This is a genomic window from Actinomadura opuntiae (genome assembly GCF_030283205.1).
Lineage (GTDB): Bacteria > Actinomycetota > Actinomycetes > Streptosporangiales > Streptosporangiaceae > Spirillospora.
Genome location: NZ_JASNWF010000004.1, coordinates 76,774 through 99,667 on the forward strand (window position 1 = coordinate 76,774; position 22,894 = coordinate 99,667).

The following is a 22,894-nucleotide window of genomic DNA, read 5'->3' on the forward strand; positions in this document are numbered from 1 at the left end:
GCACCCAATCTAGCCGTCGCTGAGGCCCAGGTTGAGGTGTTCGACGTGGTAGAGGGCCTGGTCGAGGAGTTCGGCGACGTGGTCGTCGTACAGGGCGTACACCACCGAGCGGCCCTGGCGGGTGCCGACCACCAGGCCGAGGTTGCGCAGCAGGCGCAGCTGGTGCGAGCAGGCGGACTGCTCCATCCCGACCTCGGCGGCCAGCTCGGTGGCGGCCAGGGGGCCCTCGCGCAGGCGGGCCAGGATCAGCAGCCGCGACGGGGTGGCCAGCGCCTGCAGCGTGGTGGCGACGCGGGCGGCGCCGGCGGCGTCCAGCCGCGCGCGCGGGACCTCGCTGGTCGGTTTCGGCGCTCCGTGGCCCATGGGGGCATGCTACGCCGCCCATGAATACATGAATTCTTGTTCATGTGTTCCTGCTACGGTGGCCGGACCGGCTCACCGCCCGCGCACGTGGAGGATCCCCATGACTTCGACGCTTACCCGTCCGGCTCCGCCGTCCGCCGGCGACACCGGTGCGGCGCGGCGCCGGACGCGGGTCCTGGCGCTGCCGGAGGCCCGGTGGGCGGCGGCCGCTCTCGTGCTGTTCGCGGCCGGGTCGCCGGTGTACCTGCTGGACGGGCCGGCATGGGCGTGGGGCGCGCTGTTCGCGGCCGCCTACGTCACCGGCGGATGGGAGCCGGGCTGGGCCGGGCTGCGGGCGCTGCGCGGCGGGACCTTGGACGTGGACCTGCTGATGGTCGCGGCCGCCCTGGGCGCGGCGGCGATCGGGCAGGTGCTGGACGGGGCACTGCTGATCGTCATCTTCGCCACCTCGGGCGCGCTGGAGGCGGTCGCGACCGCCCGCACGGCCGACTCGGTCCGCGGCCTGCTCGACCTGGCCCCGGCCACCGCGACCCGGCTGGCCGACGACGGCACGGAGGAGACCGTCCCCGCCGACCGGCTCGCGGTGGGCGACGTCGTCCTGGTGCGGCCCGGCGAGCGGATCGGCGCCGACGGCCGCGTCCTGGCCGGGGCGAGCGAGGTCGACCAGACCACCATCACCGGCGAGCCGCTGCCGGCGGCCAAGCAGGCCGGCGACGAGGTGTTCGCCGGCACCCTCAACGGGACGGGCGCGCTGCGGGTGAGGGTGGAGCGCGACCCGTCCGACTCGGTGATCGCGCGGATCGTGGCGATGGTGGAGGAGGCGTCCGGGACCAAGGCCCCGACCCAGTTGTTCATCGAGAAGGTCGAGCAGCGCTACAGCGTGGGGATGGTCGCGGCGACGCTCGCGGTGTTCGCGGTCCCGCTGGCGTTCGGCGCCGACCTGACGGGGTCGCTGCTGCGCGCCATGACGTTCATGATCGTCGCCTCGCCGTGCGCGGTGGTGCTGGCCACCATGCCGCCGCTGCTGTCGGCCATCGCCAACGCCGGCCGGCACGGCGTGCTGGTCAAGTCCGCGGTGGCGATGGAACGGCTCGGGCAGGTCGACCGGGTGGCGCTGGACAAGACCGGCACCCTCACCGAGGGCGTCCCGCAGGTCAGCGACGTCCGTCCGCTGGAGTCCTCGGCCCTGACCGGGGACGGGCTGCTGAGGCTGGCGGCGGCCGCCGAACGTCCCAGCGAGCATCCCCTCGCCCGCGCGATCGTCGGCGCCGCCCGCGGCCTGGCCGTCCCGGACGCGGCCGGCTTCACGTCCGCTCCCGGCACCGGTGTGACCGCCACCGTCGACGGCCATCGCGTCGCGGTCGGCAGCCCCTCACGGCTCCTGCGCTACGGCGCCGCCCGTCCCGTCGCCGCCGCGGTCGCGCGGCTGGAGGAGGAGGGACGTACCGCGGTGCTGGTCGAGGTCGACGGGGCCGCGGCCGGGGTGCTGGGCATCACCGACCGGCTCCGGCCCGACGCCGCCGCCACCGTCGGCGCCCTGGCCGCGCTGACCGGCACCGGTCCGATCCTGGTCACCGGCGACAACCCGCGCACCGCCGCCCGGCTGGCCGCCGAGGCCGGCATCGGCGACGTCCGCGCCGGCCTGCTGCCGCAGGACAAGGTCGCGGCCGTGCGCGACCTGCAGGACCGCGGCGGGAAGGTGCTGGTCGTCGGCGACGGGGTGAACGACGCGCCCGCGCTGGCCGCCGCGCACGCCGGCGTCGCCATGGGCCGCGCCGGCTCCGACCTGGCCCTGGAGACCGCCGACGCCGTCGTCGTCCGCGACGAGCTGGCCGCCGTCCCGGCCGTCGTCTCGCTGTCGCGGCGGGCCCGCCGGCTGGTCGTGCAGAACCTGGTCATCGCCGGCGCGTTCATCGCCGGCCTGGTGATCTGGGACCTGGCCGGAACGCTGCCGCTGCCGCTGGGCGTCGCCGGCCACGAAGGCTCCACCGTCATCGTCGGCCTGAACGGGCTGCGGCTGCTCGCCGACTCCGCCTGGCGCCGCGCCGACCCGCGGTGAGGCGCCGGCCGGGTCGGTCGGCGGCCGCTTGTCGGTACCGTGCAAGTGTGCTCGCCGAACCCGCGCCCGCCCTCAGCGACCTCGCCCTCGGCCTGATCGTGGTCGTGCTCGCCGTCAGGCTGGGACGCTCGCCGGTCGCGCACCGGTACTGGCGCACGTCCTTCTGGTGGGCGGGGGCCGCGGCGCTGGCCGGCTTCGTCCACCACGGCGTCGTGAAGCACTCCGCGCAGTGGACCGGGCCGAGCTGGGCCGTCATCAGCGCGATGGTCGTCGTCGCGGTGTCCTACCTGCTGGCCGCCACCGTCGCCGAGGTGCTCGGCCCGCGCCACCAGAGGACGTTCTGGATCCTGCGGTCGATCGGGATCGCGGCCTACGCCGTCCTGGCGGCCACCGGCCACGCGGGGGTCGACGCGCTGCTGGCCTGCGAGAGCCTCACGATGATCAGCATCCTCGCGCTGTGGGGGCTGGCGGCCCGCCGCCGCCACCCGATGGCCGGCGCGGTGATCGTCGCGCTCGTCGCCGACGGCGCCGCGGCGGGGACCAAGGCCATCGACCCGGCCGTCACCCACCGCGTCGCGCTGGACCCGACGTCGCTGTACCACCTCGCCCAGATCCTGGGGATGGTGCTGCTGTACGCGGCGGTCAGCACGCCGCGCCGCCCGGGCCCCGAGCCGCGCCCTCTCGCCGGCTGACCGAACCGCCGGCTGGTACCGCACGCCGGGTCAGTCGTCGTGCCGGGGCTTGCCCGTCACCTCGTGGCCGGCGTGGAAGAACGCCTCGACGATCAGCCTCCGCACGTGGGTGTCGCGCGCCCGGTACAGGACCCTGCGCCCCTCGCGGCGGGTGTGCACCAGCCCGGTCATGCGGAGCTTCGCCAGGTGCTGCGAGACGAGCGGCCGGGACACCTCCAGGGCGCCGGACAGCGAGGTGACGTCGTACTCCTCGGACGTGAGGAGCCACATCAGCCGCAGCCGGGTGGGGTCGGCGAGCATCCGGAACGCGGCCGTGGCCGCCTCGATCTGCGCGCTCGAAGGACGCTCCTGCATGGACCTCGCACCTGCAATGTAGCCGCGTGCATACCTGACTACATATACTGGTCCCCCGGTCCGTTCGCAACCGAGGAGGCCCATGTCAGAGCGCATGATGGGGCCGTCCGCAGACCCGCCGGCCCACGGGCATGGGCATCACCACGGGCATGGTCACGGACATGGGCACGGGGCGGCGCGGTCCTTCCGGGCTCGCGTCAGGCATCTGGTCACCCCGCACAGCCATGACTCCGCCGACAAGACGGACGAGGCGTTGGAGACGAGCGGCCGCGGGCTGCGCGTCCTGGCGCTGTCCCTGGCGGTGCTGGCGGCCACCGCGCTCGTCCAGGCGGCGATCGTGGTGCTGTCGGGGTCGGTGGCGCTCCTCGGCGACACCCTGCACAACGTGGCGGACGCGCTGACGGCGGTGCCGCTGGGCATCGCGTTCCTGCTCGGCCGGCGCGCCGCGACGCGCCGCTTCACCTACGGGTACGGCCGCGCCGAGGACCTGGCCGGGCTGGCGATCATCGTGGTCATCGCCGCGTCCGCGGCCCTCGCCGGCTACGAGGCGTTCCGCCGCCTGATCGACCCGCAGGACGTCAGGGCGCTCGGCTGGGTCGCGGCCGCCGCCGTCGTCGGATTCCTCGGAAACGAATGGGTGGCCCGGTACCGCATCAGGGTCGGCCGCGAGATCGGCTCCGCCGCCCTGGTCGCCGACGGCCTGCACGCACGGACCGACGGCTTCACCTCGCTCGCCGTACTGATCGGCGCAGGCGGAGCCGCCCTCGGCCTCCCCATCGCCGACCCGGTCGTCGGCCTGCTCATCACCGTCGCCATCTGCTTCGTCCTGCGCGACGCGATCAGGGAGGTCTACCACCGGCTGATGGACGCCGTGGATCCGGAGCTGGTCGGCGACGCCGAGCGGATCCTGGCCGGCGTCGACGGCGTCCGGCGGGTCGGCGGCGTCCGGCTGCGCTGGGTCGGCCACACCCTGCGCGCCGAGACCGACATCGTGCTCGACCCGGACCTGTCCCTGGTGCAGGCGCACGCGGTCGCGGTGGAGGCGGAGCACCGCCTGATCCACGGCCTGTCCCGCCTGCGCGCCGCCACCGTCCACGCCGACCCCGACAGCACAGGAGGAACCGACCACCACGCCCCCCTCCACGACCACCGAAGCACATGAGACACCGCGAACTGTCCGATCCCGTAGGCGAGGAAATAGTGCGGACCGCGCTCGCCTACGCCACGCAACGGTTGGACGAGCGGCTCACGGCGGCGTTCGCCGTCGGCAGCCTGGCGCACGGCGGCGACGGCATCGGCGGCACTGCCGCCGGGCTGGGGGTCAGGTCCAGAGGGCTATGGCGAGGGCTATGCGGTCCTCGAAGTCGAGGGGGTCGCGGCCGGTCAGGGACTGGATGCGGGACAGGCGGTTGCGCAGGGTGCCGGGGTTCAGCGACAGGGCGCGGGCGGTGGGGCCGACGGCGCCGCCGGTGTCGAGGAAGGCGCGCAGCGTCTCGGTGAGGCGGCCGTCGTGCGCGTCGTCGTAGTCGGCGAGGGGACGGGCGATCTGGTCGGCGAACGGGGCGAGCTGGCGGCGGTCGAGGCGGCCGAGCAGGGCCCGGAAGGTCGCGAGGTCGGCGGCGTGCACGACGCCGCCGGTGCGGCGGGCGGCGTCCAGCGCGGCGAGGGCGTCGGTCAGGGAGCGGGGCAGGTGCGCCAAGGGGCCGGGGGTGCCGATGCCGGCGACGTCGGCGCCGGCGTACTCGTCGCCGGTGATCATGAAGGCGATGTCGTCGTCCACGCCGAGGACGCCGGAGGCGGCGGGCGCGTCGCCGGCCGGCATCGCGACCGCGACCAGCGCGCCGGGGTCGAGCCCGGCCTCCTCGACGTGCGGGAGGAGCGCCTCGGGCGGGGCCAGGCCCCGCTGGACGTCGCGCAGGAGCCGGCCGGTCTCCGCGCGCTCGCCCCATTCGTCGCGGGTGGAGGCGAGCTGCGCGTCGAACCACGCGGCGAAGCCGCGGAACGGCACCTCGGGCGGGACCTCGACCAGCGGCAGGCCGAGCCGGTCGCAGTGCCGGCGGAGCGCGTCCGGGACGGTCTCGGTGACGTCGCCGACGCCGTAGGCGATCGCGCCGGCGCGGCCGGCCTTGACGGACGCGGCGAACGCGGCGCAGGCGTCCGGGTCGCGCAGGGACGCCCCGGCCGTCAGCACGACCTCGTTGCCGCGCAGGTAGGGGCCGGGGTCGAGCAGTTCGGTGGAGTGCGCCGAGCGGATCGTCCGGTCCAGGCCGGCGGACCCGGCGACCAGCCGCAGCCGGAAGTGCGGCACCTCCAGCAGCCGCCGGACGGTGAGGCGCGGCATCGCGGGATCGCTGCTCACACGGCCACTGTCTCACCGCGGCCGCGCCCGGCGGGCAGGCCGGGCGCCACGTTTTGGAGAAGGTCATGACAAGACCCGCGTCCGGCGGGGCACTTGGCCAAGAACCGGCAGAGCATTTGGCCAAGAAACGGCCATGCCTCTTGCCACCTGGGCTAATGCCGGGTTTGCCTGGGTTACCAGGACATGGGGAGTGCGCATGGGGGAACGAGTCGCGCTCGTGACCGGGGCGGCCGGCGGGATCGGCGGCGCGATGGTGCGCGAGCTGTCGGGACGCGGCTGGACGACGGCCGCGCTCGACCTGCGCCCGGCCCCGGACGCCGACTACGCGGTCGGGGTGGACGTCGCCGACCGCGGCCAGGTGGCCGCGGCGGTCCGCCGGATCGAGCGGGAGATGGGCCCGGTCGAGGCGGCGCTGTGCGCGGCGGGGCATTACGCGATCGTCCCGGTGTCCGACATCGCGTGGGACGACTGGAACCGGATGCTGCGCGTCCATCTGGGCGGGCTCGTGAACGTGTGCCGCGCGGTGACGCCCGGGATGGCGGAGCGCGGGCGCGGCACCGTGGTGGGGGTGACGTCGGACCTGGCGCTGGCGGGCGGCGACGCGGAGGCGCACTACGCGGCGGCGAAGGGCGCGGTGATCGGGCTCGTCCGGTCGCTGGCGGCGGAGCTGGCCCCGGCGGGGGTGCGGGTGAACGCGGTCGCTCCGGGACCCACCGACACGCCGATGCTGGCGCCCGACTCGCCCTGGCGCCGGCCCGCCTTCCTGCAGACCCTCCCGACGGGCCGGCTGTCGTCCCCGGAGGAGATCGCGCTGGCGGCCGCCTACCTGGTGGAGGACGGGACGTTCTGCGCCGGCGAGGTCCTGTCGCCCAACGCCGGAGCGGTGATCTGATGGCGGTCGCGCTGATCACCGGCGCCGGCGGCGACCTCGGCGGGGCGGTCGCGCGGCGGCTGGCGTCGGCGGGGCACGTCGTCGCGCTGAACGACCGTCCGGGCCGCGGCACCGACGCCCTCGCGGCCGAGCTGGGCGGGGTCGCCGCGCCCGCCGAGGTGTCCGACCCGGACGCGGTGCGGGAGATGGTCGAGCACGTCGAGCGCCGCACCGGCGACCACGTCGGGATCCTCGTCGCGAACGCCGTGTGCTCCACGATCGCCCCGTTCGCCGAGCACGACCCGGACGACTGGTGGCGGATCGTGGACGCCGATCTCGGCGGGGCGTTCGCGTGCGCGCAGGCGGTCATGCCGGGGATGGTGGAGCGCGGCGGCGGGCGGATGGTCCTGGTCTCCTCCGAATGGGGGGTGATCGGGCGGCCGGACGCGACGGCGCACTCGGCGTCCAAGGCGGGGATCATCGCGCTGGCGAAGTCGCTGGGGCGCGAGCTGGCGCCGCTGGGCATCGCGGTCAACGCGGTCGCGCCGAGCGTGCTCGGGACCGGGTGGCCCGAGCCGGACGACGGCCTGGGCGCGGAGGCCCTCGAGCGGTGCGCCGCGCGGGTGCCGCTCGGCCGGCTCGCCGAGCCGGAGGAGATCGCGGCGGCGGTCGCGTTCCTGGCCGACGACCGGCTGCCCACGCTCGTCGGCCAGATCCTGCACGTCAACGGCGGCACGACCCGCGCCCGCGCGTGAGGTCGCCGGTCAGTCGGGCAGGGCCCCGACCGAGCGCCGGACGTCCCGGGCGAGGACGCCGAGCAGGTGCGCCGGAAGGTCGATGAGCGACCGTTCGAGCAGGTCGGGACGGTCGGCGGCCGTCTCGATGAGCCGGCGCGCCTCGGCCTTGGTGAGGGTGCTTCCCTCGGCCTTCCGGAGCGCGATGAGGCCCTCGCGCCAGCCGTTGCCGATCTTGCCGTGCGCCCGCGCGTAGAGGTACGCCAGGACCCGCTCGGCGGCGCCCGCGGGCTCGTCGTTCCGTTCGGCCAGGACGAGCGCCGTGCCGGGCGACGGGGTGCCGCGAAGCAAGCGTTCCACCCGGTATCCAGGGGCGACGAGCTGCCGGAACCCGCGCTGCCCCTCGGCGTCCCGCAGGAAGGGCTCGTCGTTGCGGCAGACCAGGACGGCCCGGGGCGCGTTGGCCGCCAGCAGTGCGCGGGCGGCCGAGGCCCCGAACCCGGGATAGAGGTTGATCAGCACCGTGCCGTGGCCCTGGAGGTTGCGCGGCAGCGGGGCCGCCAGGAAATCGCGGAGCGGGACGCGGCGGCCGGTGGTCTTCGCGGGCCATCCGTCGCCGACCAGCAGCGGGCCTTCGCCCGGCGCGAGTTCGAGGATGCGCTGCACCGCCGCCTCGTCCAGGGCTCCCGCGCCGGCCTCCACCGACTGTGCGCCGTGCGTGTACATCGCGGTGCGCGGGTCGTCGGCGGTGGCGCGGGCGGCAGCGGCGGTCCGCTTGGTGGGACGCAGCACGTACAGGGCGGCCGTGCTGCCGATGGCCTGCGCACCGACATAGCGGTTGAATCCCGGAAGCATCGCCTCATAGGCCAGATGCAGCGGGTTCAGCGCCTTCTGGACGGCGAGCCCGAGCGCCGGCTGCTGCTCGCCGTACCCGTAGGCGAGCAGGACGCGGCCGTTGCGGTGGTCCTGGAGCCCCTGGAGGCCGCGGGCGACGAACAGCGCGACGCCGTCCGGCGTGTACGGCGGGTCGGTGAAGACGAGCTGGCAGGAGTCCCGGAGCGCGGCGGGCAGGCCGAGCCGCAGGTCGGCGGCATGACAGCGGACGTCCCAGCCGCGCCGCGCGGCCTCGGCGTCGATGAACTCCAGCAGCCGCTCGTCGATGTCGGCCACGCTCACTCGCAGGCCGGCGGCGCCTCCCGCGACGAACAGGCCGAGCGAGGTCAGGTCGTGGTCGCCGACGCACAGCACGTGCGCGCCGCGCAGGTCGAAACCGTCCAGCATGAACCGGGCCCGCTTCAGGACGGTCTCGGCGGTCGCGGGCACGTGGTCGAGGGCCTGGACAGGCGGCGGGGCCGCGGCGATCAGGGCGTCCATCGCGGCGAGGGCCGCCGGGGCGCGGCGGGCGCGTTCGGTCCACGGGTCGGCGATCTCGGCCGGTTCCGCGTCCCCGAAAACTCCGTCGTATTCGGGGACGTGCCGCTGCGCGATCCGGCGCCCGTCCCCGGACGACTCCAGGTGCGGTTCGAGCGCCCGGAACACCGCCTCGACCGTCCGCCGCGAGGTGCCGGTCAGCGCGACGACATCCTCGACCGTGCGGAACGTGCCGTCCGCGAGCAGATGCCCGATCCGGTCGATGCGCCTCGCGTCGATCCCGAAACCGGCCCGCAGGTCGCGGACGGCGTCCGGAGCGGGTCGCGGCGAGTCGTCCTGTGTCATGTGCGGGTTCGTTTCGTCGGGGACGGATGCGGACCGATCCTATTCGCGGGCGCCGATGACGTCGGCGGGACGGACCGCCATCGCCAACCGGGTCGGAAGCGCCGTGGCGGCCGCCGCGAGGACCGCACCCCAGGCAAGGACGCCCAGGTGGGCGAGCGGCGGGACGTACGGGGCGCCGCCGGTCATGCCGTGTCCGAACGCGGTGAGCACGGCGAGCGCGATCGCGGTGCCGAGGACGCCGGCGATGAGCACGACGGCGAGGGTCTCCCAGGCGAGCATCCGCGCGATCTGGCGGCGGGTGGTGCCGACGAGGCGCAGCAGGGCGAACTCGCGGGCCCGGTCGGCGGTCGACATCGCGAGGGTGTTGACCACGGCGATGGCGGTGAACGCGATGATCAGGCCCATGGCGACGTAGTTGACCTCGGCGTTCGCGGACGCCTTGTCCGTGGCCAGGGACGCGGCGTCCGTCGTCGGCACGCCCTTCGGCGCTGTGCCCGCGATGAGGAGCGTGCCGCGCGGGTCGTCCACGTGGGCGGCCAGGAGGTCGTGGGCGACGGTCAGGTCACCGAAGCCGAGCCCGCGCCCGTATACGGCGATGACCTTCGGGGCTATGGGCGTGCCGTCGCCGAGGGTGAGGCGGAGGGTGTCGCCCGGTGCGACGTGTAGGCGGGACGCCGCGGTCGTGCTCACCGCAATGGAGGACGCGTCCAGATTCTTGATGTCGCCCTTGCGGACGTCCAGATCCATGGTCTTGTCGAGTCCGCTGGGGGTGACGCCCTGAATCCCGTAGTTCTCCAGGCCGACCCGGACGGTGCTGTGCACGACCTCCGTCACGGCAGTGACACCAGGCGCGCGACGGATTTCTTCCGCCGTGCCATGCGGCACCTTGGGACCGGCGATGTGCGTGGCGACCGTGCCCTCGGTCGCCTGCCGCTCTGCAGCGTGCCCCATCGTCGTCTGGACGAACAGGATCGTGGCCGTCAGCCCCATCATCAGCGTCAGCGGCGTGATCACGGACGCGAGCCGCCGTGCGCCCGCACCCAGGTTCGCGGCGGCGAGGTGCCCGCCGACCGGGAAAGCGCGCAGCGGAACGCCGAGGACGGCGACGGCCGCGCGGGCGATGAGCGGGCCGAGCAGCGCCACCGCGACCGTCCAGACGATCGCGGCCAGCATCGTGACCGGACTCGACGCGGCCTCGGTGTGCAGGCCGGCGAGCACCGCGGTCAGCACGACGGCGCCCGCGAGGACCAGCAGCCCCGCCACGGCCCGGACGGCGCCGAGCCGGGCCGGACGCAGCGCCGCGTCCCCCAGGGCCTCCACCGGGCGGATCCGGGCCGTCCGGCGGGCGGCGAGCCGGGCCGCCGCAACGGCCGCGACCACGGCCGCCAGCGCCGCCGCGACCGGCGGGAACGGGCTGACGACCAGGTCCAGGTTCGGGGGCAGGGCGCCGAGGCCGCGGAACCGGTCGCGCAGCCAGAACGCCAGCGGCAGCCCGGCGGCCGCGCCGAGCGGCCCGGCGACGAGCCCGACGAGCAGCGCCTCGCGCCCGATCATCCGCCGGACCTGCCGGGGCGTGGCCGCGACGGCGCGCAGCAGCGCGATCTCCCGCTCGCGCTGCTGCACTGACAGCGCGAACGTGCCGGACACGACGAGGATCGCGACGAGCAGGGCCGTCCCGCCGAGCGCGCCGCCCATGCTGATCAGCTTGATGCGGGACTTCTCCGCGCCCAGGAATTCCGCCTTGCCGCGGTCCTTGCCGGTGTGGACGGTGGCGCGGGTGCCGCGCAGGGCGTCGGCGATCGCGGTCTTCGAGCCGGTCGCGCCGATCGCCGTGACCATGCCGGGGTGCCCTGCCAGCCGGCGCGCCTCGGCGGTCGAGAAGAAGATCGCCGCCTGGTTCTTCAGGGCCTGCCGCGTCACGCCGGAGACCCGGTAGACGCCCGGCTCGGCGGACGCGACCCGCACCCGCGATCCGGCGCGCAGGCCGTTCTCGCGCGCCGTCGCGGCGTCGATGACGATCTCGTCGCGGGCTGCCGGAGCCCGGCCTTCGCGCAGCGTGAACGGGGTCAGCGCGGCCGACTCCCAGCCGTGCCCCCACGACTCGTCCGCCCCGGAACCGATCTCGGCGGGGAACGCGACCTCGGTGACCACGTCGCGGGCGCCCGCCGCGCGGACCCGGTCCGCGACCGACATTGGCAGCCAGGCCCGCTCGGCGATCGCCTTCGCCTTGTGCTTGACCTTGCCCTTCTTCTTGGCCTTCGTCTGGTGGACGAACTGGTCGCCGGTCACCACCACCGGCGCGCCCGCGTACCGCTCCGGCGCGACCGAGCCGCGCAACCCGGTGTCGAGCAGGACTCCGCACGCGCACACCAGGGCCGCCGCGCACAGCAGTGCGACGAACGCGCCCGCGAACCCGGCCTTGCGGTGCCGCAACGTGGACAGGACGATCCACAGCATCACTTCCACGCCCCCATCCGGGTCATGCGCGCCGCCACCCTGTCGCTGGACGGTTCGTCCATCGAGTCGACGATCCAGCCGTCCGCCAGGAAGAGGACCGTGTCCGCATAGGACGCGGCGACCGGATCGTGGGTCACCATCACGACCGTCTGGCCCATGCCGTCGACGGTCTCGCGCAGCAGGGAGAGGACGTCCCGCGCCGTCATCGTGTCGAGCGCGCCCGTCGGCTCGTCGCCGAACACGACCTCCGGACGGGTCACCAGTGCGCGCGCTATGGCGACGCGCTGCTGCTGCCCGCCGGACAACTGGGCGGGACGGTGGCCGGTGCGTTCGCTAAGGCCCACCCTGGCGACCACCTCGTCGAGCCATTTCCGGTCGACCCGCGTACGGGAGAGCCGCAGCGGCAACGTGATGTTCTGCTCGACCGTCAGCGACGACACCAGATTGAACGCCTGGAACACGAAACCGACCCGCTCGCGGCGCAACTCCGTCAGCTTCGTCTCGTTCATGGCGGACAGCTCGGTATCCCCCAGCCGGACGCTGCCGGACGTCGGCGTGTCGAGGCCCGCCGCGCAGTGCAGGAACGTGCTCTTGCCCGACCCGGACGGCCCCATGACGGCGGTGAACCGGCCGCGCGGGATGCCCGTCGTCACCTCGCGCAGCGCCGCCACCGCGCCGCGCCCCTTGCCGTACACCTTGCTGACCGCGTCCATCCGCACCGCTTCGTCCATGCGGACAAGTCTTCTGACCTGCGGCTTCACGGGCCAGAGACGTCGTCACCGGTGCTATGTGATCTCGTCATGGTCCGGCCCGTGACGAGGTCACTGGTAGACATGCACCGTGATCAACGTGCTTCTCGCGGACGACCACCACGTCGTGCGCAGCGCGCTGGCGTCGCTGCTGTCGCTCGAACCCGATCTGGCCGTGGTGGCCGAGGTCGACCGCGGTGACGCGGTCCTCGCCGCCGCCCGCTCCGCGCGCCCGGACGTCGCCGTCCTCGACGTCGACATGCCGGGAATGGACGGCCTCGCCGCGGCGGCCGCCCTGCACGACGCGCTCCCGGACGTCGCCACGCTCATCCTCACCGGCCACGGCAAGCCCGGCCACCTGCGCCGCGCGCTGGCGGCGAACGTCCGCGGCTTCCTGCTGAAGACCGCGCCGCCCGACGAGCTCGCCGCCGGGATCCGCAAGGTCGCCGCCGGCGAGCGGGTCCTGGACCCTCAGCTCGCCCTCACCGCCTGGGACCTCGCCGACAACCCGCTCACCCCGCGCGAGACGGACGTCCTGCGGCTGGCCGCCGAGGGCGCCGAGGCCCCGGAAATCGCCGAGCGGCTGCACCTGTCGGCCGGGACGGTCCGCAACTACCTCACCGCCGCCGTCACCAAGCTCAACGCCCGCAACCGCATCGACGCCGCCCGCATCGCCCGGGAGGCGGGCTGGCTCTAGCCGACGGCCGCCTCCACGCGGAAATTCCCATGGCCGTCGGCGCGCGCGCTGAGCGTCCCCCCGAACGACGCCAGGCGCGTGGTCAGGTTCCCGATTCCCGACCCCGGCGGCGTACGGGGCGCCTCCGGATCCAGGCCGTCGTTCTCCACGACGAGGCGGACGACGCTTCCCTCCTGCGCGGTCGTGATGACGCAGCGTTTCGCGGCGCTGTGCCGCAGCACGTTGGTCACGGCCTCGCGCAGCACCGTGCTGAGCACCGCGGACGTCTCGTCCGCCAACTCGCCGTGCGCGAGTTCCATCTCCACCTCGACGCCCGCCGCCGTCAGCACGGACCGCGCCGAGCGCGCCTCCCCGTCCAGCGACAGTTCGGCGTCGTCCCCGGTCGCGGTCTGCAGGTCCTTGGCGGCCCGTTCCGCCATCGCGACGACCTCGTCCAGCTCCGCCCGCGCCCGCGCCGGATCCACGTCCGCCAGCCTCCGCGCCGGCTCGCACTTGAGCAGGATCGCCGCCAGGCTGTGGCCGAGCAGGTCGTGCAGGTCCCGCGCGGCGCGCAACCGCTCCTGGACGGTCGCCGCCCGCGCCAGCTCCTCCCCGGCCGCCCGAAGATCCCGGACGAGCCACGCAAGCCGGACAAGCCCGTACACCACCAGGCCCGTGACTAGCGTGCTGATCACATAATTGGCGACGTCCGCCGTTCCGAGCCCCAGCGCCCATGCGCCTACGCCGACGCCCGCCATCGTCGCCGCCGTCAGCGGGACGGCGAACTTGCGCGAAACACCCACCAGAAGCGTCCCGACCAGAAACCCCGCGACGCCCAGCCACGCCTCTCCGAGCAGCGGGACCGGCGCGAAACTCAACACGGCGAGGTACAACCCCCACGCCTTAGGCCGACCAGTGCCGGTCCACAGGAGCTGTAGCGAGCCGATGAGAACGAGCAGCACCGCCGCGGCGCCCCACTTCGGCCCCCAAGGGACCATCAGCAGCCCCTTGACGGAGAACCCGGCCAGTACGGCCGCCAGCAGTCCCACGGAGAGTCGGTAGGCGGTCCGGTCGGGAAGACTCACGGGCCGCTTCCCCGCCTTCATCGAGACTTCGACCGCGAACCTGCCGTCCTCCTCAAGAACAGTGGAAAAGGCACCGCCCGCCGCTCTCACCCGTTGCGCGGCGTCGTCCAGCCCATCCGCCCCCAGCTCGACCGTGCGGACACCGTCGTTCACCACACGCAGCCGTACGAACTCCTCCTTCTCCGACGTCTCGATGAGGCAGTGGCGTGCCGTCCCTACCCTGACCACGTCGGTGACGGCCTCGCGCAATGCCATCGCCAGCAGAGCCCCTGCCGGGCCTAGAGGTTCCCTGTGGCTCGTCCGTACGTCGGTTGCGACGCCTGCGGCCTCCAGCAGTGCCCGCGCCGCCGTCGCCTCAGGCGCCAGCGACATGCTCCGGAAATCGGCCGCCGCAGCCCGCGCCTCGTTCAGCGACCGCCGCGCGACCTCCAGCACGCCCGCGATCGCCTCGGGCCGCTCGACCGCGCGCCGGCTCCCCTCCGAGATCTCCCGCAATCCCTCGCCGAGGCCCCGGTTCAGCTCCGCCGCGATGCGCAGCCGCTCCCGCGCCACCGCCGCCATCGTCAACGGCAGCCGCGCGGCCACCGTGTCGTCCGCCCGGTCCGCCAGCCGCACCAGCCCGTGGACGACGAGCCCGGTGAGCAGGCAGGTGATCGTCACATCGGCGTCGCCGAGAACCGCCGCGCTCCCCACGACCGCCACCGCGAGCGGCCACAGCCCGGCCAGCATGAGCGAACCCGCGACGAACCCGAGAATCCCCAAGGACGTGCCGAACGCCAGCACACCCGCATAGGCCGCCGCCGCCTGCACGGGGATCCCCCACCGCCACCGGCCGTCCCGCGACACGACCCGGACCAGCTGGACGCCCAGGACGACCGCCACCAGCGCGATCGCGGCCCCGACCCGCACGGCCCCGGCCGTCCGCGCGGGCGCCGCGAGCACGTAGACCGCCGCGAACGACGCCAGCACGGCCCCGACGATCAGCCGCGCCGTCCCCCGCACCCCAGCCCCCGCAATTTCGGATGTACCTCGCATACCCGGCGTGGCACGATCCTGCCATGCCGATCGACCAGCGCCTGCTCGCCGCCTTCCTGCTCACCTCGACCATCGCGATGCTCGTGCCCGGCCCGGACATGCTGTTCATCCTCGGCTGCGGCATGCGCGGCGGCCCCCGCGCCGGGCTCCTCGCCACCGCCGGCGTCGCCACCAGCGAGGCCGTCCACGTCGCCGTCGCCGCCGCGGGCCTGGCCGCCCTCTTCGCCGCCGTCCCGATCGCCTTCACCACGGTCCGCCTCGTCGGCGCGGCCTACCTCGTCTACCTGGGCGTCCAGACCATCCGCCACCGCAACGCCCAGGACGACGCCCCCGCCGCGGCCCCCTCCAACCGCCGCGCCTACCTCAACGGCCTGCTGACCAATCTGCTGAACCCCAAGATGGTCACCTTCACCATCGCCTTCCTCCCCCAGTTCATCGACCCGGAAAAGGGCGGCGTCTGGCTCCAGTTCGCCTTTCTCGGCGCCATCCTGATCGCCCTCGAATTCCTCGTCGACGGCACGGTCGGCGTGCTCGCCGGCCGGATCGGCGAATGGCTCCGCCGCCGCCGCACCGCCCGCAGCCGCCTGGACGTCGCGACCGGATCCCTCTTCATCGGCCTCGGCCTCCGCCTCGCCGCCAAGCCCTGACTCCCCAAGATCCGGATGCCCGAATAAGATCACCCCGCCCCTCCGAATTGCCTGATCCCTGACACCCGGTCAAGCCGTATGACAGAGTCGACGGGCGCGTCCGCGCCGACGCCTGAGACCAGCACGACGGGAGCCGGAGGGGGAACGAGAATGCCGCCCGTGGATCCGAGATCGGTACCGCCCGGCGCCTACGGCAACTGGCCCGGCCTCAACCAGACCGGCGAACTCCGCGTCGACCGCACCCGCCTCCGAGCCATAGCCAAACGCCTCGAATCCGACCTCGAAGAACTCCTCGAAGCCACCAAAGACCTCCAGCGGGCCAACAGCACGCCCGACCACGCCTACGGCACATGGGACGCAGCCCAGAACCTCGTCTCCAGCGTCGTGAAGGGCCGCTCGGTGCTCGCCGAACAGCACGATGCATTCCTGGTGGACGCGCTGCAAGCCATCAAGATGCTCCGGCGCACCGCACAGGTGTACGACGACGTCGAGTCCGAACTCGAGCGGCGCGTCATGGCCGTCCGGATGGAACTGGAGAACGCTCCGACCCCATCGTCCGATCCTTCACCCCGCGCCACCGACCACCCGCGCTCCGGACCGGGATCGCTGAGATAACGGAGGTCGAAGTGACGAACGATTACGTATATCCCATGCGCGACGGCGCCCCCGGCGGATCACCGGGCCGGTATGACCGGACGGCGATCGTGCAGCACCTGAGATCCAGTGACCCCGGCGCCGTCACGGACGCCGGAGAGGCGTACCTCAGGTTCGCCAGTGCCTACGAGAAGCTCACCGGGAGGCTCGCCCAGATCGGTCACGATCTGAACGACGCCTGGACCGGAACCGACGCCTCCGCCGCTCAGCAGCAAATGCGCGACCTCTGGGCATCGAGTCACACCATCGGCGCCGCCTCCAGGGACTTCGGTACGGCCGTCGAACACCACGGATCCGAGTATCTGGCGTGGTACAAGACCAAGATGCCGCAGCCCAAGGACGACGCCGAGGCCCGTTCCTGGATGCAGGGCGCGAACGAGCGCATCACCGAGACATGGAGCGCGATCCCTCCGAGCATCTCGACATCGCTCAGTGCCATTCGGATCGGCCATGGTCCTCGCATAAGTCCCGTGTCCGCGGGAGGTTCCGACGGCTCCGGAGTTCCGGGAAGCACCGGAGGCCCGGAAGGAACCGTCGGCGGACCCGGGTCCTCTGGTACCGGCGGATCGGGAGGATCCGGTGCCCCGGGGAACGCGTCTCCCTCATCGAGCGGCGGCACTCCCGGCGGCCCTGCTTTCATGGCACCGCCAGGTCGACCTGATTTCGGCGCGCTGCCGGGCTCGACACCGAGTTCTCCAGGAGTCGGCCAGAATCCGAATCCCGGGACGGATCTTTCAGGGGTTCACCCTCCCGGGACAGGCAACCCGAACGGCGGAGGAACCGTCGTCCCGGGTGATCCCGCTTCGCCTTCCACGTCGCCGCTCGCGCCGGTCACCGGGCCGGGGCGAGCGGGACCGGGAGCATCCGTGCCCGGCGTCCCCGGCGGGGCCGGCTTCGTTCCACCGCGCCCCGGGGAGGCGGGCCTTCCAGGTGGCGCCGCGATTGGCGTTCCTAAAGGCGGATACAGCTTCAAAGGCGGCACTCTGCCGGAGGCCGAAGGTCTTGACGGCAATGGTTCACCGGGCAGCGGGCGCATACGCAACGGTGTGATCGGACGAGGCCGAATCGGCCCGAGCGCCGCCCAGGCCGATGCCCTGCCGGAAGCCGGCACGGCACGCTCGGGCCCCGCGGCGATGGGACCCATGAGCGGTGGCACAGGATCGGCCCAGCGAGATCGAGAGCGCGAACGCCGGTCATGGGCGGGAGAGGACCCGGACGTCTGGGACGACGACGTCGAAACGTCCCCGAGCGTTCTGGGCGCGGCCGGCAAACGGCCCGAAGAGGACTGATCAGTGTGGAAGGCGACGCGCTCGTCCACCAGAACCGGTTCGCGAAGGAAGACGCGTGAGGGCCTCTTACCGTGTGGCCGCTGCCGCCGCGGCATTGAGCCTCCTTCCGGCCATCGCCTCGCCCGCCTCTGCGGAGTTCGAGCCGCGCAAGGATGAGTGGTGGTTTTCGGCCTGGGATGTCCAGGACTCCGTCTGGCCGCTTTCGAAAGGCTCCGGAGTCACGGTCGCCGTTCTCGACAGCGGCGTCGACTCGCGTGTTCCAGAGCTCTCCGGCGTCGTCCTCAAAGGCGCGGACACTGCGGGCGGCAAGACGGACGGCCGGAAGGACCTGGACATCTTCGAGGACGGCCACGGCACCTCGATGGCCGTGATGATCGCGGGCCAGGGAGGAGGGAAGAGCGGCTATGTGGGGATCGCTCCAGAAGCCAAGATCCTCCCGGTGCACGTGGTGGTCGGTGACCTTCCGGGCTCCGGCCTTGACCTTACGGACGCCGTCACCACCGGTATGCGCTTCGCGGTCGACAAGGGCGCCAAAGTCATCAACCTTTCCATCGGAGCCGGATCGAGCAACTTCCCTGATCAGTGCCCGAAGAAGCTCATGGACACCATCGGGTATGCGATCGAGCACGATGTCGTGGTCGTTTCCAGTGCGGGCAACAGCGGAAAGACGATCAATTCTCCGGAGGCTCCGGGATCGTGTCCGGGAGTCATGGCCGTCGGCGGCATCAACTCCGACCTGAGCCCTTGGGAGAAGACCCAGCGGCAGCCCTACGTCGCCGTCGCCGCTCCCGCGAGCGGCTCTGTGCTCGTCGGCAGGGGCGACAAGGTCTACGCCGACGCGGAGGGGACGAGCGCGTCGGCCGCGCTGGTGTCGGGAGCGGTGGCTTTGATTCGGGCGCGCAATCCGGGGATGTCCGGGCGTACGGTCGTCCAGCGGCTCATTGCCACGGCGCTGCCGGTCGGCGAGCCCGTCCCGGACAAGGCGACCGGTTACGGTGCTATCCGCATCGCGCGGGCCATGGACCCTGCGAAGTATCCGGTCGCGGCCAGCGCGCCGAATCCCGTCTATGCCAGGTTCGACCAATTTCAGCGGGCCGCGCAGAAGGTGAGTGCCGCGTCCCCGTCGTCCGCCGCTGGGGCGCATCGGTCGAGCGGTGGGTTGTCCTCTGCGTTCTATGTCGCGATCGGAGGGCTGGCCGTTCTGCTGGTCGGCGGTGCTCTTCTTTGGCGTCGGACGGCCTCCGTTTAGGGATCAGTGGAGGTTGAGGCGGGTGAGGTAGGCGGTGGTGGAGTCGGGGTCGCCGGTGTGGGCTCGGTAGCCGTCCGGGCGGACGAGGACGAGGGTCGGGGCGGTGATGCCGTAGGTGGCTTCGGCGGTGGGGTTCGCGGTGATCTGGACGGTGCGGACGGCGGGCCCGCAGGCGGGGGCCGGGGTGTTGAAGGCCAGCAGGGTGAAGTGGGGGCCGCGGAAGGCGTCGAAGAGGGTGGTGCCGTCCGCGAGGGGCGCGTCGGGGGCGCGGGTGCCGCCGAGCGGGCCGGACGCGAGCGGGCTGTCGGGGTAGGCGAGGAGCAGTTGGCGGGTCTCCTCGCCGCGCTGGTGGGCGTCGGCCTGGCCCTCGGCGGCCTTCTGGTAGAGGGCCGTGCTGATGCCGAGGACGCCTGCGGCGACGGGGAGGCGTTCCTCCTCGTAGGTGTCGAGGAGGAACGGGGACGCGGCGGCGAGCTTCCAACCGAGGTTGTAGGCGTCCTGGACGCCGGTGTTGAGGCCCTGGCCGCCGGCGGGCGAGTGGACGTGGGCGGCGTCGCCGGCGAGGAGGACGCGGCCGGAGCGGAACCGTTCGGCCATGCGGATGTTGACGCGGTAGACCGACGCCCAGCCGAGGCCGGTGAGGCGGAGGTCGTCGCGGCCGGTGCCGGCGGCGAGGTGCTTCTGGTAGGTGGCGAGGGTGAGGTCGGGGTCGTCGCCGGGGGCGAGCGGGGCGGTGAACTGGAAGTCGGACGTGCCGGGCAGCGGGCACAGGCCTACGGCGGGGGTGCGGGTCTCCAGGTCGGCCCACATGTGCCAGTGGTCACGGTCCAGGTCGGGGGTCTGGACGTCCCCGATCAGCATGCGCTCCTCGTCGCGGGTCTCGCCGAGGAACGGGATGCCGAGCGTCTTGCGGACGGTGCTGCGCCCGCCGTCGGCGCCGACGAGGTAGTTGGCGCGGACGGTCGTGCCGTCGGTCAGGACGGCGGTGACGCCCTCCCCGTCCTGCGTGAAGCTCGAGAGGCCCACGGGGTCGACCCGGCTGCCGAGGGCGGTGAGGCGGTCGCGGAGGATCTGCTCGGTGCGCCACTGCGGCACCATCAGGACGTTCGGGTACGGGACGTCCGGCGTCGGCGGGACGGGCTCGTGCATGCGGCCCTCCCAGACGACGTCGGCGCCGGCGTAGGCGCGCAGCGGCGGGTAGGGCGCTCCGGCGGCGCGGACGGCGTCGATGACGCCGAGGTCGTCGAAGACCTCGAGGGTGCGGGGCTGGAGGCCCTTGCCGCGCGAGCCGGCCGGGTGGCCGGGGTCGACGACGCGGTGCGGGACGCCGCGGCGGGCGAGGTCGATGGCGAGGGTGAGGCCGGTCGGTCCGGCTCCGGCGATGAGGATCATGCGAGCCAGGATCGGCGGGCGCCCTGGCAGACCGCTGGCAGCTCGCTGGCAGCGGCCTCAGTCGCGCTCGTAGCGGTAGCCGCGGCCGCGCAGGGTGGTGATGCTGCCCGGGTCGGCGCCCTGCTGGGCGAGCTTGCGGCGCAGCGCGGAGATGTGCACGTCGAGGGTCTTGGTGGGGCCGAACCAGTTGGTGTCCCAGACCTGGTCGATGAGGTCCTCGCGGGTGACGACCTCGCCGGCGCTGGACACCAGCCGGGCGAGCAGGTCGAACTCCTTGGGCCGCAGCGCGATCTCGGTGCCGGCGTAGCTGGCGCGGCGGGCGGCGAGGTCGAGGGTGAGGCGGCCGGCGGTGACGAACCGCTCGTCGGAGCGTCCGGCGCTGCTGCGGCGCAGGTGGGCGCGGAGCCGGGCCATCAGCTCGGTGAGCCGGAACGGCTTGGTCAGGTAGTCGTCGGCGCCGGCGTCCAGCGCGACGACGACCTCGAACTCCTGGGTGCGGGCGGTGAGCACGACGATCACCGCGTCGCGCAGCACGGTGCGCAGCCGCCGGCACAGGGTGACGCCCTCGATGTCGGGCAGCCCGAGGTCCAGCAGGATCAGGTCGGGGGCGCGGCCGGACGCGCTGTCGAGGGCGTTGCCGCCGGTGGTGGCCCAGTAGGCCTCGTAGCCGTGCGCGGCGAGGGCCTCGGCGAGCTCGCTGCCGATGGCCTCGTCGTCCTCCACGACGAGCACGTAGGGTGCGGCCATGGTCCCGATGGTACGGACGGGGGCGCTCACGTGCGGGCGGGCACGGCGGTCGCCGGGGCGCCGTCCCGCCGGGGCGGGCAGAACGAGCCGCGGGTCGTCGCGGTGACGGCGTCGGTGACCACGTCGACGACCTTGCCGAGCCGGGATCCGGGCCCGTCCGCGCAGTCGCGGTGGACGTGGACCGCGTGGCCGAGCCCGGCGCCGGCCAGCGCCGTGACGATCAGTACGCCGATGAGCAGCCTGCGCATGACCATGACTCCCCCTCCCGACGCCGGCGTCTGGACGCACGCTATTCCGGGGCGCGTCAGCGGCGGCTGTGCGGCGGGTTAGGGCTCCGCTTACCTTGCGCGGCCGGGCGGCGCGGCGGGCGCCGGGCGTGCGGGCCGCGGCTATCCTCCGGGCGGGAGGCGAGTGTGGACGCGGTTGCGAGGACGGCGCCGCTGCGGCGCAGGCTGCTGGTCACCATCGCGGGGATCACCGCGGTGGCGGTGGTCCTGCTGATCATTCCGCTGGCGGTGGCGGTGCAGCGGCTGTACCGCAACGAGGCGGTGACGAAGCTGGAGCGGGACGCGACCCGCGTCGCGGCGACGGCGCCCGACGACGAGGCGCGGCATCCGCGCCCGATCCGGCTGCCGGAGGGGCTGAACGAGCGGCTGCGGGTGGGGATCTACGGGATCGACGGGACCCTGCTGACCGGGGAGGGCCCGCCGTACTCGGCCGCGGCGCGGCGGGCGCGGGACGGGCGGCTGCACCAGCGCGACGAGCACGGCCGGCTGGTGGTGACGGCGCCGATCCCCTCGGACGAGGGGGTGACGTCGGTGGCCCGGGTCGGGATGCCGGAGCGGGTCGTCGCCCGGCGGACCGAGCGGGCGTGGGGGGTGATGGCGGCGTTCGCGCTGCTGATCATCGGGCTGGCGGCGTTCGTGGCGCGGTACCAGTCGCGGCGGCTGGCGCGCCCGCTGGAGCGGCTGACGGCGGCGGCGCAGGCGCTCGGGGACGGCGACTTCACCGTCCGGGCGCGGTCGTCGGGGGTGCTGGAGGCGGACGAGGCGGGCCGGGCGCTGGAGGTGACGGCGCGCCGGCTCGGGTCGATGCTGGACCGGGAGCGGGCGTTCAGCGCGGACGTGTCGCACCAGCTCCGGACGCCGCTGACGGGCCTGCTGCTCGGGCTGGAGTCCGCGCTGGAGCGGCCGGGCGCCGATCTGGAGGCGGCGGTGCGGACGGCGGTGCGGCGCGGCGAGCACCTGCGCGACATCATCGACGACCTGCTGAGCCTGGCGCGCGACGCGGGCCCGAACCGCGGGCCGCTGGACGTGCCGGGGATGCTGGAGGAGCTGCGGCTGCGGTCTCCGGCGGGCCGTCCGCTGGAGGTGGCGGCGCGCGGGCCGCTGCCGGAGGTGCACGCGTCGGCGTCGGCGGTGCGGCAGATCCTCGCGGTGCTGCTCGACAACGCGCAGGTGCACGGCGCGGGCCGGATCACCGTGGAGGCCAGCGACATCGGCGGCGGCCTGGCGATCGACGTGTCGGACGAGGGGCCGGGCGTCACCGAGACCGAGGACATCTTCGCGCGCCGGCACTCCGGCGGCGCCGGCTCGCCGGACGGGTCCGATCCGGGCGCGGGCCACGGGATCGGTCTGGCGCTGGCGCGGGCCCTGGCGGAGGCGGAGGGCGGCCGGCTGGTGCTGCGCCGGCCGTCCCCGCCGATCTTCACGCTGCTGCTGCCCGCGTACGAGCCGCCCGCCGAGCCCGACGAAGGCGCCGCCTGA

General features: G+C 73.8%; 20 protein-coding genes. 10 read left to right on the forward strand and 10 right to left on the reverse strand.

Going from position 1 to position 22,894, the window contains the following annotated elements:
- Positions 1-9 precede the first annotated feature (9 nt).
- Complete coding sequence (locus QP089_RS09265; RefSeq protein WP_285910995.1) at positions 10-363, reverse strand: ArsR/SmtB family transcription factor; 354 nt, start codon at positions 361-363, stop codon at positions 10-12.
- 100 nt (positions 364-463) lie between these two features.
- Here QP089_RS09265 and QP089_RS09270 point away from each other — a divergent pair, with 100 nt between their 5' ends.
- Together QP089_RS09270 and QP089_RS09275 are read left to right on the forward strand one after the other, a co-directional pair.
- Positions 464-2,422 (forward strand): heavy metal translocating P-type ATPase, encoded by a 1,959-nt coding sequence (locus QP089_RS09270; RefSeq protein WP_285910996.1) that lies wholly within the window; start codon positions 464-466, stop codon positions 2,420-2,422.
- 47 nt (positions 2,423-2,469) lie between these two features.
- The gene (locus tag QP089_RS09275; RefSeq protein WP_285910997.1) at positions 2,470-3,114 is read left to right on the forward strand and encodes a DUF6962 family protein; all 645 of its coding nucleotides are present in this window, start codon (positions 2,470-2,472) and stop codon (positions 3,112-3,114) included.
- Between the two features lie 30 nt (positions 3,115-3,144).
- On the opposite strand, the gene QP089_RS09280 is transcribed toward QP089_RS09275, so the two are convergent.
- A complete protein-coding gene (locus QP089_RS09280; RefSeq protein ID WP_285910998.1) occupies positions 3,145-3,468 on the reverse strand; it encodes an ArsR/SmtB family transcription factor in 324 nt (107 codons plus the stop codon).
- 82 nt (positions 3,469-3,550) lie between these two features.
- On the opposite strand from QP089_RS09280, the gene QP089_RS09285 reads away from it, so the two are divergent.
- Positions 3,551-4,630 (forward strand): cation diffusion facilitator family transporter, encoded by a 1,080-nt coding sequence (locus QP089_RS09285; RefSeq protein WP_285910999.1) that lies wholly within the window; start codon positions 3,551-3,553, stop codon positions 4,628-4,630.
- A 159-nt stretch (positions 4,631-4,789) separates the two neighbouring features.
- On the opposite strand, the gene QP089_RS09290 is transcribed toward QP089_RS09285, so the two are convergent.
- Entirely contained in the window at positions 4,790-5,827 is a 1,038-nt protein-coding gene (locus tag QP089_RS09290; protein WP_285911000.1) for a PucR family transcriptional regulator, read from the reverse strand.
- 196 nt (positions 5,828-6,023) lie between these two features.
- On the opposite strand from QP089_RS09290, the gene QP089_RS09295 reads away from it, so the two are divergent.
- Both QP089_RS09295 and QP089_RS09300 read left to right on the forward strand, forming a co-directional pair.
- Positions 6,024-6,719 carry an SDR family NAD(P)-dependent oxidoreductase gene (locus tag QP089_RS09295; RefSeq protein ID WP_285911001.1) on the forward strand — a complete coding sequence of 232 codons (696 nt, stop codon included), beginning with the start codon at positions 6,024-6,026 and terminating at the stop codon, positions 6,717-6,719.
- The gene (locus QP089_RS09300; RefSeq protein ID WP_285911002.1) at positions 6,719-7,453 is read left to right on the forward strand and encodes an SDR family NAD(P)-dependent oxidoreductase; all 735 of its coding nucleotides are present in this window, start codon (positions 6,719-6,721) and stop codon (positions 7,451-7,453) included. Before QP089_RS09295 ends, QP089_RS09300 begins: the two co-directional genes overlap by 1 nt.
- A 9-nt stretch (positions 7,454-7,462) precedes the next feature.
- Here the strand turns inward: QP089_RS09300 and QP089_RS09305 are convergent, their stop codons facing one another.
- From QP089_RS09305 to QP089_RS09315, 3 genes are read right to left on the reverse strand one after another with little or no spacing between them, the layout of a single operon-like run.
- A complete protein-coding gene (locus QP089_RS09305; RefSeq protein WP_285911003.1) occupies positions 7,463-9,148 on the reverse strand; it encodes a bis-aminopropyl spermidine synthase family protein in 1,686 nt (561 codons plus the stop codon).
- Between the two features lie 39 nt (positions 9,149-9,187).
- Positions 9,188-11,605 carry an ABC transporter permease gene (locus QP089_RS09310; RefSeq protein WP_285911455.1) on the reverse strand — a complete coding sequence of 806 codons (2,418 nt, stop codon included), beginning with the start codon at positions 11,603-11,605 and terminating at the stop codon, positions 9,188-9,190.
- Positions 11,605-12,336 carry an ABC transporter ATP-binding protein gene (locus tag QP089_RS09315; protein WP_285911004.1) on the reverse strand — a complete coding sequence of 244 codons (732 nt, stop codon included), beginning with the start codon at positions 12,334-12,336 and terminating at the stop codon, positions 11,605-11,607. Before QP089_RS09315 ends, QP089_RS09310 begins: the two co-directional genes overlap by 1 nt.
- A 109-nt stretch (positions 12,337-12,445) precedes the next feature.
- Here QP089_RS09315 and QP089_RS09320 point away from each other — a divergent pair, with 109 nt between their 5' ends.
- Positions 12,446-13,051, forward strand: coding sequence for a response regulator transcription factor (locus tag QP089_RS09320; RefSeq protein ID WP_285911005.1), 606 nt, complete (start codon positions 12,446-12,448; stop codon positions 13,049-13,051).
- Here the strand turns inward: QP089_RS09320 and QP089_RS09325 are convergent.
- Entirely contained in the window at positions 13,048-15,117 is a 2,070-nt protein-coding gene (locus tag QP089_RS09325) for a sensor histidine kinase (protein WP_285911006.1), read from the reverse strand. The two genes, QP089_RS09320 and QP089_RS09325, sit on opposite strands and share 4 nt — an antisense overlap.
- A gap of 56 nt (positions 15,118-15,173) precedes the next feature.
- Between QP089_RS09325 and QP089_RS09330 the strand changes: the two genes are divergently transcribed.
- The 3 genes from QP089_RS09330 to QP089_RS09340 all read left to right on the forward strand — a co-directional run bounded on the left by QP089_RS09330 (position 15,174) and on the right by QP089_RS09340 (position 18,989).
- Complete coding sequence (locus QP089_RS09330; RefSeq protein WP_285911007.1) at positions 15,174-15,797, forward strand: LysE family translocator; 624 nt, start codon at positions 15,174-15,176, stop codon at positions 15,795-15,797.
- Between the two features lie 159 nt (positions 15,798-15,956).
- The gene (locus QP089_RS09335) at positions 15,957-16,412 is read left to right on the forward strand and encodes a hypothetical protein (protein ID WP_285911008.1); all 456 of its coding nucleotides are present in this window, start codon (positions 15,957-15,959) and stop codon (positions 16,410-16,412) included.
- Positions 16,413-17,795: 1,383 nt separating this feature from the next.
- A complete protein-coding gene (locus QP089_RS09340) occupies positions 17,796-18,989 on the forward strand; it encodes a S8 family serine peptidase (protein WP_285911009.1) in 1,194 nt (397 codons plus the stop codon).
- 3 nt (positions 18,990-18,992) lie between these two features.
- On the opposite strand, the gene QP089_RS09345 is transcribed toward QP089_RS09340, so the two are convergent.
- The 3 genes from QP089_RS09345 to QP089_RS09355 are packed head-to-tail and all read right to left on the reverse strand — an operon-like array spanning position 18,993 to position 21,382.
- Positions 18,993-20,381 (reverse strand): FAD-dependent monooxygenase, encoded by a 1,389-nt coding sequence (locus QP089_RS09345; RefSeq protein WP_285911010.1) that lies wholly within the window; start codon positions 20,379-20,381, stop codon positions 18,993-18,995.
- Positions 20,382-20,438: 57 nt separating this feature from the next.
- Complete coding sequence (locus tag QP089_RS09350; protein ID WP_285911011.1) at positions 20,439-21,128, reverse strand: response regulator transcription factor; 690 nt, start codon at positions 21,126-21,128, stop codon at positions 20,439-20,441.
- Between the two features lie 26 nt (positions 21,129-21,154).
- The gene (locus QP089_RS09355; protein WP_285911013.1) at positions 21,155-21,382 is read right to left on the reverse strand and encodes a hypothetical protein; all 228 of its coding nucleotides are present in this window, start codon (positions 21,380-21,382) and stop codon (positions 21,155-21,157) included.
- Positions 21,383-21,541: 159 nt separating this feature from the next.
- On the opposite strand from QP089_RS09355, the gene QP089_RS09360 reads away from it, so the two are divergent.
- Entirely contained in the window at positions 21,542-22,894 is a 1,353-nt protein-coding gene (locus tag QP089_RS09360; RefSeq protein WP_285911014.1) for a sensor histidine kinase, read from the forward strand.

Coding starts and splice junctions, on each gene's coding strand:
- QP089_RS09265 (WP_285910995.1), bottom strand. CDS start 363: ATGGGCCACGGAGCGCCGAAACCGACCAGCGAGGTCCCGCGCGCGCGG.
- QP089_RS09270 (WP_285910996.1), top strand. CDS start 464: ATGACTTCGACGCTTACCCGTCCGGCTCCGCCGTCCGCCGGCGACACC.
- QP089_RS09280 (WP_285910998.1), bottom strand. CDS start 3,468: ATGCAGGAGCGTCCTTCGAGCGCGCAGATCGAGGCGGCCACGGCCGCG.
- QP089_RS09285 (WP_285910999.1), top strand. CDS start 3,551: ATGTCAGAGCGCATGATGGGGCCGTCCGCAGACCCGCCGGCCCACGGG.
- QP089_RS09295 (WP_285911001.1), top strand. CDS start 6,024: ATGGGGGAACGAGTCGCGCTCGTGACCGGGGCGGCCGGCGGGATCGGC.
- QP089_RS09300 (WP_285911002.1), top strand. CDS start 6,719: ATGGCGGTCGCGCTGATCACCGGCGCCGGCGGCGACCTCGGCGGGGCG.
- QP089_RS09305 (WP_285911003.1), bottom strand. CDS start 9,148: ATGACACAGGACGACTCGCCGCGACCCGCTCCGGACGCCGTCCGCGAC.
- QP089_RS09310 (WP_285911455.1), bottom strand. CDS start 11,605: ATGCTGTGGATCGTCCTGTCCACGTTGCGGCACCGCAAGGCCGGGTTC.
- QP089_RS09315 (WP_285911004.1), bottom strand. CDS start 12,336: ATGGACGAAGCGGTGCGGATGGACGCGGTCAGCAAGGTGTACGGCAAG.
- QP089_RS09330 (WP_285911007.1), top strand. CDS start 15,174: ATGCCGATCGACCAGCGCCTGCTCGCCGCCTTCCTGCTCACCTCGACC.
- QP089_RS09345 (WP_285911010.1), bottom strand. CDS start 20,381: ATGATCCTCATCGCCGGAGCCGGACCGACCGGCCTCACCCTCGCCATC.
- QP089_RS09350 (WP_285911011.1), bottom strand. CDS start 21,128: ATGGCCGCACCCTACGTGCTCGTCGTGGAGGACGACGAGGCCATCGGC.
- QP089_RS09355 (WP_285911013.1), bottom strand. CDS start 21,382: ATGGTCATGCGCAGGCTGCTCATCGGCGTACTGATCGTCACGGCGCTG.